Genomic DNA, 6,573 nt, shown 5'->3' with positions numbered 1-6,573 from the left:
TGAGCGGGCTTATTATCGCGAGCTATGGTCCAAGGCAAGTTATTAGGACCTCCACCATCGCCCATCATAAAGCTGCCGCCTTCAACAAACACCATTTGGTCTTTAGTGCGCTCAATTAGTGTTTGCACTTGTTTGTCTTGCTCGCCAGTAAGCGCGTCTATTTGTTGGCCTAGGTCGTCACAACCGCTTATGACCAAGCATAGTAATGCCGTTAAAGGGGTTAATATCTGGTGATCAATCTTGTCCATAAGTGTGCTATCCACAAGGTCTTTGCATACACATTTATCATAACTTGTTTAGCTGTATTGAAACATAGCCAATGTGGCAGTAAGACCAATGTATAAATATTAAAATGACAATATAACGCTTGTGATTTATATTGCTTGGGCACTACAACCCTTGAAAGAATGAATGCTGTTCAAGCTGTTGGCGGCTTTTTAATTTATAAGCAAGATTATGCCCAAAAAGAGTATGCTATGAAATCTGCAGTATTGGTAATTGATGTACAGAGTCTTTTATTCGACCCAGAGCCCAAACCGTATGCAAGTGAAGAGGTGTTAAGCCAAATTAACTTAGTGACAGATTGGGCTCGAAAGCAAGGCATGCCAGTTATCTATATTCAACATGAGCAAAACGGTACTGCGATTGAGTATGGTAGTGAAGGTTGGCAATTACAATCAGTACTTCAAGTTGACGCCAATGATCAGTTCGTGCGTAAAACCACCCCAGATTCATTTTTAAACACAAATCTGTCTAACATACTTGAAGAACATGGAGCTCAACATATTTATGTTTGTGGTTATGCTACAGAGTTTTGTGTTGATACAACGAGTCGGCGAGCCGCGGGTTTGGGTTATGCAGTTACATTAGTGGCGGATGCCCATACCACACATTGCAAAAAGCACATGTCAGGTGAACAAATAAGAATACATCATAATGCCACACTGCCAAGTATCTCCAGTTTTGGAGTGAAAATATCCGCGGTGTCTACTGCCAAAATTATTGCTTTAGGTGACTGATACAGTCTAATTTTGTTGAGGGATTACCATTTCCTGTCACTGTTTTCACTTACTCGTCCTAATAACCGGCTGTTAAGGGTTATACATGTTATTACACAAGTGTGAAGCAAACCGGAAATGGTCCTCCTATAAGTTTTGATCTAAGTCTTTGAACCAAAGGACTATTCAATCCACATCCATGCAATTAAAGGAGGGGTAGTCGCGTTTTTAAATGTGATATTAATTACGATATCGTCCTGTGTGTTCTCGTATTTCGCTGCAAATATCAGCATTGGATCCTGACCTCTTCGAAGAGACGCTAACAAGGTTTTGGATTTTAAGCGGCCAAGCTGCGGCGCGATTTCATGGTATGCCCGTAAAAATCCCTCCTCAGAAACCTTTTTGGCTAAGTCGGCGGTTATTACAGATAAATATGCTTGATAGTTTCCTCTCTCATGCGCTTTCAAAGCATTGTCGACAACTGGCATGAGAAGGCGAAGCGCCTCTTTTTCAGTTGAACCAAACGTTCCAAAATAATTCATAACTATTATCCTTGTCTAATCATCTTCACTACTGATTTTTCAACAACAGGTAATGAATATAAACAATATTTTTAAGTGTCTCAAACACTGTAAAAAGTCTAAGTACCTATTTCAATTGTGGGGTTAATACTTTTATACTAGGGTCTGTTGTTCTTTGCTGCTGCAAAAACAAACTTGAAAGATAAACAGGCCCTAACTTACGAGTAAGCAACGTTATTTAATAAGGAGATAGTAATGAATGCTTATAATATCGAAATATTGAAACAATCCATTGACGATAAAACACGCTTTGATGGCTGGGTATTTGGTTTGCCCCCCGGAATTAAAGCCAATCAATGGCCGCTGGACCCACATACCGGCTACCCGCTAAAACACAGCTTTACACTAAAATTGCCAGAGGGTTATCGCACTGATGAGAATGCGTATGCGGTTAGCTTTTTTGCAATCGCGGTTGATCACAATGATGGCGGGCCCGAATATATTGAAGGGTTAGAAGAGGCGTTATTTGCCGAGCAGTCGCCAGATGAACCGCTATTCAAACCCTTTTGGCAGGCGATGCAAACGGTTCATCCTAGCTGTAAGTTTGCAGCGGATACGCTAGATTGTTATTACGCAACGCTCCTGCTTAGTGAAGCTGAGTTTTACGGCGAGCTCTGTTCACCGCCAACCATTATTGAACGGCATTTTGAAGATGATGTTTGCGTCCCTGGATGGCTAGTCGAGGGTGGGGCGAGTTGCTTTTGGAAAATGAACTATTCCCAGTACCTCAGTTTGCCAGCTGAAGAATACCAAATATATCGCGAGCTTGGTGGAATTCCCCCAGAAGCAGTGAGTTTTAACCGTGCAATTGTGCTTATTGCCAACCCTAGTGATCCTAATGCAGGCAAGGTGCCCAACGAATATGAAGATACAGGTTATATTGACCCGTACGAAGGCGACCCTGAGTGGTTAGAGAGTGTTTCGCCAAACCATTTAGGTGGGACGAGTTTAAACGGTCAAGGGATCCCAGATTTTCTTACACCTTACTACATCGAATTCGAAGAGATCTTAGGTGGGCATAACTTTGGCGGAGGGATAGGTATGCTTGATTTGGTAAACCGCGAGTTTGATTGGAGCTGTGGCTAATATTAACTAAAAAAGCAGCCATAAAGGCTGCTTTACAATTTGGGCAGAGTGCTTAGGCAAGCACTGATTTTAAACGCGATTATCTTGCGTTAGTACTTTCAAAGATTTTGTCAGCAGAAGCTGCAACAAAACCAGTATAGATCTCGCCGTCAGGCTTGGCATAACGCAGAGCAAACTCATAGAAGCAGCTTGGAATGCTAAATTCACCATCGTTAAACTGTACGTTTTGATGATCAGCAAGCGTCGAAGATTGTTCTAGTAACACTTTTGGAGAGCCTTTGATCTCGCCGCCAGAGGTGTTTAGTTCAAAACCGTTGTCTTTGAGCGCTTGGTTTACAGCTTCAATTGTGGTGAAGTTCTTCAGGTAGTTGATGCTTACCGTAAAGTGGTTAGCGCGGTAACCCCATGCAGACATCCATGCGGCATACTCGCTCTCAGCCAGTAGTTTTTTGTATGTCTCGTGAGAAACGCGCCAGTGGGTGCCAGAATACAGGAAGTTTTCAGCTGTTACTGCAGACTCGTCGATTTGCTCAACCATGTCTTTAACGATAGCTTGTAGTTCTTCTGAACATTTTTCAACGAGCAGCTCAGAGATAAACACCTTTGGTTTCGTTGGATCTCGGTGTTCATAGTGCTTGGCATATAGCTTTTTCGCTTCAAAGTGGTATTCGCCACATTCTGTGTAACCTACTGCTTTAAAATGTGCAGCGAGCTTTTCTAGACCTACTTTTTCAATATTAAAAGTACGCAATGCGATGTGGTCATTGATCACGTCGTCTTTTTGCGTTGAGCCGAGTAGTTCATGAACTTTAACTGCAGAAGGTGTTACTTCTAGGTAGTTGTCCCACAGGTGTTCAAATAGTGTATCTACGTTGTTGTGCATAATGGTTTCCTAATTTTTTGTCTTGGTGACAGCTTGTTAAACTTTATACCAATTGGTATCAGCACGACATTGAAATCTATAGTTTAAATGCGTTTATCAGTTCACCTTGAGTGACATCAAGCGCATTGGCTACCTCTACGGTCAGCTGAATTTTTTCTTCCGCTTCGCACAGATAAGCCTGATCGGTAAACGTGGCTTTAAACGCGTCTAATCGACCATTTGAAATAGCAAGATTAGGGAGCTTGTCAGGTAGTGAAGCGACTATTTCAACCTCACCTTTAAACGACTCTCTAACCGTTCTAATGTTGTCTAGTTTGGCTTCTACCGTTGGACCTGCGTCGAACAAGTCAACATAGCCACGGTGTTCAAACCCTTCTTTTTGTAATAAACGCAAAGCAGGCTTGGTTTTCTCGTGCACTTTACCTATCACAGCTTGTGCTTCTGGACTTAGTAGGTTTGCATAGATGGGATACTTGGGCATAAGTTCACAAATAAAAACTTTGTCCCCGAGACCGACCAAGTGATCTGCTTGCGGAAATTCAATGCTAAAAAAGTGTTCTTGCAGCCACTGCCAAAATGGCGAATGGCCATGTTCGTCACTTACACCACGCATTTCCGCAATAACGGTGTCGCTAAAGCGTTCTGCATGTTCTGCCATAAATAAGAAACGACTTCTTGAAAGAAAGCGACCAGCGAAGCCTTGACGATGACCTTCACGTAAAAATAGCGTGCAGATCTCAGAGCTTCCAGTGTAGTCGTTACACATCGACAGAATATCGACGGTATTATAGACACCCAAAGTTCTTGAGTGATGTACTGTTTTACCAAGATGATAGTGATATAAAGGCACTGACATACCGACCGCGGCTTCAATCGCAGTGGTACCTATAATTTCGCCCGTTTGTGTGTCTTCAAGAACGAATAAATAGCCTTCGTCGTATGGTTTTGATACTGACTTTGCAAAGCTTTCAACCGAGCGGTTAATTTTATTAGACAACAATTCGTCATCTACTGGCAGTGAGGTAAACCCATGGCCAGATTCAACCGCAATGGTTTTTAGCGCGTCGAAGTCAGTTTTTTGTATTGGTCTTAATACTAACATGAGAAAGAGGAGACCGAGGTCCCCAGCTCCTTAGCCGTTTACTACTGCAGCAACCGCTTGTTCAAAGCGTGCTAGACCTTCTTGGATCTCTTCATCAGTGATCACAAGGGAAGGCGTAAAACGAACTACGTTAGTACCAGCAACTAATGACATTAAACCGTGCTCTGCACTTGCTACTAGGAAGTCGCGTGCACGGCCTTCAAATTTATCATTGAGCACTGCACCAAGAAGAAGACCTTTACCGCGCACTTCAGAAAATACATTGTATTTGTCGTTAATAGCATTTAGGCCATCTCTGAATAGTTGTTCTTTGGCTTTTACGCCAGCTAACACCGATTCTGTATTTACGGTGTCAAATGCAGCTTCCGCTACCGCGCAGGCTAGTGGATTACCACCATAAGTTGAGCCATGGGTGCCTACTTTAAGGTGAGCTGCAATTTCAGTGGTAGTAAGCATCGCGCCAATCGGGAAACCGCCACCTAGTGCTTTTGCGCTAGTTAGGATATCAGGTGTTACACCCAGTCCTTGATAAGCATATAGATCACCAGTTCGGCCAACACCCGTTTGTACTTCATCAAAAATAAGTAGCGCGTTGTGCTTATCACATAGTTCGCGCACAGCTTGGACAAACTCAGCATTTGGAGAAATGATCCCGCCTTCACCTTGAAGCGGTTCCATCATAACTGCGCAAGTATTGTCTGAGATTGTTTTTTCAAACGCAGCTAAATCGTTATAGTCGATATGAGTGATATCAGCAGGTTTTGGACCAAAGCCATCTGAATAGGCTGCTTGACCACCAACCGTTACCGTGAAGAAAGTACGACCATGAAAGCCTTTGTTGAATGCGATAATTTGCGTTTTTTCTGCACCAAATTTATCCAGTGCCCAACGACGCGCAAGTTTAAGTGCCGCCTCGTTTGCTTCGGCGCCTGAGTTTGCGAAATAGACTTTTTCTGCGAATGTTGCATCAGTTAACTTTTTGGCAAGGCGAAGCGCCGGCTCGTTGGTCATCACATTTGATAAGTGCCAAATCTTTTCGCCTTGCTCTTTAAGTGCAGAGACTAGTGCTGGATGACAATGGCCTAGACAGTTTACGGCGATACCGCCTGCAAAATCGATGAACTCTCTACCTGTCTGATCCCATACGCGAGAGCCTTGGCCTTTAACTGGAATAACGGCTGACGGGTTGTAGTTTGGAACCATGACTTCATCGAATAATTCGCGATTTGCTTGCATGACGCTTTCTCCTAAATTGTTATCATTGTGCGGTATTACTGTCGAGCAGAAGCTGATTACTTGTTGTTCTGCTCGCAGCCAACTTGCTATTTCTTCATTATTACGCGCTTTTGTAATAATTTGCAGTGCAATAATTCACATATTTGCTATCATTTATGTCAAATTAACATGATTAAATTGCAAAATGATTAGTTCACAAGACGAAAAGCTCATTGCACTGTTGCGTAATAATGCACGAGAGAGCATCTCTGAGTTGGCACGTAAGTTAGACCTTTCCAGAACCACAGTACAAAATCGTATCGCAAAATTAGAGCAAAATGACGTAATTAAAGGATATCGCGTAGAGTTCGCGGAGCAGTATATGGACGATTTAGTATCTGCACACGTTTCTATTAAGGTAAAACAAAAACTCACTACAAAGGCGAATTTAGCATTGCAGCAGTTGCCAAATGTTTCTGCGCTTTATGCCATTAGTGGGGAATATGACTTGATTGCCATTGTTGAAGCACAGAGTTTGGAGCAGTTGAGCCATCTGCTAGATGAAATTGGTAATTTAGAGGGGATTGAGCGTACCAATTCATCGGTTATCCTAGAAACCAAATTTAAGCGATAAATAACCTTGCCTTGGTTCAGATTAAATACTGTGGGCGTTCATCACGATTTGCCAAGCACCCCACTTTTAGCATA

The 6,573-nt window shown here is 42.7% G+C and carries 7 protein-coding genes and 1 pseudogene; 3 read left to right on the top strand and 5 right to left on the bottom strand.

The genetic code is table 11. The features are described 5' to 3' along the window. Positions 1–248: pseudogene (locus MHN32_RS09490) on the bottom strand (hypothetical protein); the annotation flags it as partial. A 228-nt stretch (positions 249–476) separates the two neighbouring features. On the opposite strand from MHN32_RS09490, the gene MHN32_RS09485 reads away from it, so the two are divergent. After that, positions 477–1,019, top strand: coding sequence for a cysteine hydrolase family protein (locus MHN32_RS09485; protein ID WP_010605386.1), 543 nt, complete (start codon positions 477–479; stop codon positions 1,017–1,019). Positions 1,020–1,180: 161 nt separating this feature from the next. On the opposite strand, the gene MHN32_RS09480 is transcribed toward MHN32_RS09485, so the two are convergent. Further along, complete coding sequence (locus MHN32_RS09480) at positions 1,181–1,540, bottom strand: hypothetical protein (RefSeq protein ID WP_206471988.1); 360 nt, start codon at positions 1,538–1,540, stop codon at positions 1,181–1,183. A 234-nt stretch (positions 1,541–1,774) separates the two neighbouring features. Here MHN32_RS09480 and MHN32_RS09475 point away from each other — a divergent pair, with 234 nt between their 5' ends. Continuing rightward, positions 1,775–2,665 (top strand): hypothetical protein, encoded by an 891-nt coding sequence (locus tag MHN32_RS09475; protein WP_239421598.1) that lies wholly within the window; start codon positions 1,775–1,777, stop codon positions 2,663–2,665. Between the two features lie 79 nt (positions 2,666–2,744). Here MHN32_RS09475 and MHN32_RS09470 read toward each other — a convergent pair whose 3' ends face one another. From MHN32_RS09470 to MHN32_RS09460, 3 genes are all read right to left on the bottom strand, one after another. After that, the gene (locus MHN32_RS09470) at positions 2,745–3,548 is read right to left on the bottom strand and encodes a DUF1338 domain-containing protein (RefSeq protein ID WP_239421597.1); all 804 of its coding nucleotides are present in this window, start codon (positions 3,546–3,548) and stop codon (positions 2,745–2,747) included. A gap of 76 nt (positions 3,549–3,624) precedes the next feature. Beyond that, complete coding sequence (gene astA / locus MHN32_RS09465) at positions 3,625–4,650, bottom strand: arginine N-succinyltransferase (RefSeq protein WP_010605388.1); 1,026 nt, start codon at positions 4,648–4,650, stop codon at positions 3,625–3,627. Between the two features lie 30 nt (positions 4,651–4,680). Further along, on the bottom strand, positions 4,681–5,886 hold the full coding sequence (locus MHN32_RS09460; protein WP_174169237.1) for an aspartate aminotransferase family protein: 1,206 nt from the start codon (positions 5,884–5,886) through the stop codon (positions 4,681–4,683). A 184-nt stretch (positions 5,887–6,070) separates the two neighbouring features. On the opposite strand from MHN32_RS09460, the gene MHN32_RS09455 reads away from it, so the two are divergent. Beyond that, positions 6,071–6,499 (top strand): Lrp/AsnC family transcriptional regulator, encoded by a 429-nt coding sequence (locus MHN32_RS09455; RefSeq protein WP_239421596.1) that lies wholly within the window; start codon positions 6,071–6,073, stop codon positions 6,497–6,499. The last annotated feature ends 74 nt before the right edge of the window (positions 6,500–6,573 follow it).

The sequence above is a fragment of the Pseudoalteromonas sp. Of11M-6 genome, assembly GCF_022347905.1.
GTDB lineage: Bacteria > Pseudomonadota > Gammaproteobacteria > Enterobacterales > Alteromonadaceae > Pseudoalteromonas.
The sequence above is the reverse complement of the archived record's forward strand: the minus strand, read 5'-3'. Positions and strand labels throughout refer to the sequence as shown.